The following is a 1965-nucleotide window of genomic DNA, read 5'->3' as shown; positions in this document are numbered from 1 at the left end:
CGCCCCCCGCGGCCCCCGCCGCGCAGGCCGGGGGCGAGGCACAGGCCGAAGACGCCGGACGGTCCGGAGGGGCGGGGCAGGCCGGTCCGCCGGCGCCGGACCCGCGTGAGAGCCCGCTCCCGGCCGGCGCCCAAGGCGGCGCTCCGGCCGGCGGTGCCCCGGCCGGCGGCGCTCCGGCCGGCGGCGGACAGGAGCGGTGCGTCGCCTGCGGCACCGGCGCCGTCGACGACGAAGGCCGCTGCGAGCACTGCGGCCACGCCCAGCCGCGCGAACGCGACCACATGGAGGAGGAGTCGGAGGGGGTCGCGGCGGTCAGCGACCGCGGACTGCGCCACCACCGCAACGAGGACTCCTTCGCCGTCTCGGCCGTCTCCCTGCCGGACGGCTCCCCGGCCGTGATCGCCGTCGTCTGCGACGGGGTGTCGTCGGCGACCCGGCCGGACGAGGCCTCGGCCGCCGCCGCCGACTCCGCGTGCGCGTCGATGAGGCGGTCCCTGCCGCGCGGCGCCGACCCCCGGCAGGCGATGCACGACGCCCTGGTCGCCGCCTCCGAGGCCGTCAACGCCCTGGCGCCGGAACCACGCGACCCGATGGAGAACGCCCCGGCCTGCACCATCGTCGGCGCGGTGGTCGCGGGGGACCTCCTCACCGTCGGCTGGATCGGCGACAGCCGCGCCTACTGGATCCCCGAGGACCGCTCCACCGCGCCCGCCCGGCTCACCGAGGACGACTCCTGGGCCGCCCAGATGGTGGCGGCGGGCCTGATGGAGGAGGCCGAGGCGTACGCGGACGCCCGGGCGCACGCCATCACCGGGTGGCTGGGCGCGGACGCCTACGAAATCGACCCGCACACCGCCTCGTTCACCCCGGACCGGCCGGGCGTGGTGGTGGTGTGCACGGACGGGCTGTGGAACTACGCCGAGTCCGCCGAGGAGATGGCCGGGGCCGTCCCGGCCGACGCCCGTACCCACCCGATGCGGTCCGCGCGGCATCTGGTGGGGCACGCGCTGGACGGCGGCGGCCACGACAACGTGACGGTGGCGGTGCTCCCGTTCCCCGCGCCGCCCGGCGCCGGGCGGGCCGTGACCGGCTGACGCGCCGCCGGCCGGGACCGGCCGTCCGCCGGGGTGCTCTCGCCGGATCGGGGCGTACCGCGCCCCGCGCCGGGCGGCAACCGGAACGAGTCCGTCCGGCGGACGGCCGGTGCCGCCGGCCGGGACCGGCCGGAGGTGGCGCAGATCACGGTCGGCGCTTCCGCCGCGGCCGGCGCGCCGTTCCGCGGCGCCCGGCGGCAGCGGCGCGGGTGCAGTGCGCCGGCCTCACCCGGCCGGTTCCGTTTCCGCCGCCCGGCGGCCCACCCGCGGGTCACAGGACTTCCGGCCGGGCGGGAACGGTCCCCCGGGCGCCGGGCGGGACGCGGACGGAACTCCCCGTCCCCGCCCTACCGGCACCCGCCTCCGCGGGCGGCTCCGGGCGGTGGACCGATGCGCCGGCGGGCGGGCGCGTCCCGGAGGCGGTGGAGAAGGCGGTGGGCGTGACCGCCCCCGCGCCCGGTACTGTTCCGCTGACGGCGGTGGTCCTTCGAGGCCGACGGGACCACCGGACGCGCGGCCCGAAGGCCGGGGCGCGCGAAGAAGCGAACGACCGAGCGACGCGACACGGAGCCGCACGGAGGGGGAAGGACCGACATGCCGACTTGCCCGAACGGCCATCAGTCGGCGGCCGACGACTGGTGCGAGGTGTGCGGCCACCGCATGGCCTCCGCTCCGGGTGTGCCCGCCGGTGCCGTCCCGCCGCCCCCGATGCCCGGCCGCGGCGGCTACGGCTACCCGGGCCCCGGGGGCGACTCCACGGCGCAGGGCGAGGTGTGCCCGCAGTGCCGCACCCCCCGCGAGGGCCAGTCACCGGTCTGCGGGGAGTGCCGGTACAGCTTCCTCTCGCACTCCCCCGCCGCCTACAGTCCGC

General features: G+C 79.1%; 1 protein-coding gene and 1 pseudogene. Both read left to right on the top strand.

The features are described from left to right. The coding region (locus L7D48_RS28450) for a PP2C family serine/threonine-protein phosphatase (protein WP_237883927.1) at positions 1-1094 on the top strand (1094 nt) is incomplete at its 5' end. 594 nt (positions 1095-1688) lie between these two features. Beyond that, positions 1689-1965, top strand: a pseudogene (locus tag L7D48_RS28445) (hypothetical protein); the annotation flags it as partial.

The organism is Streptomyces sp. ICN903 (assembly GCF_022015835.1).
GTDB classification, from domain to species: Bacteria; Actinomycetota; Actinomycetes; order Streptomycetales; family Streptomycetaceae; genus Streptomyces; species Streptomyces fenghuangensis.
The sequence above is the reverse complement of the archived record's forward strand: the minus strand, read 5'-3'. Positions and strand labels throughout refer to the sequence as shown.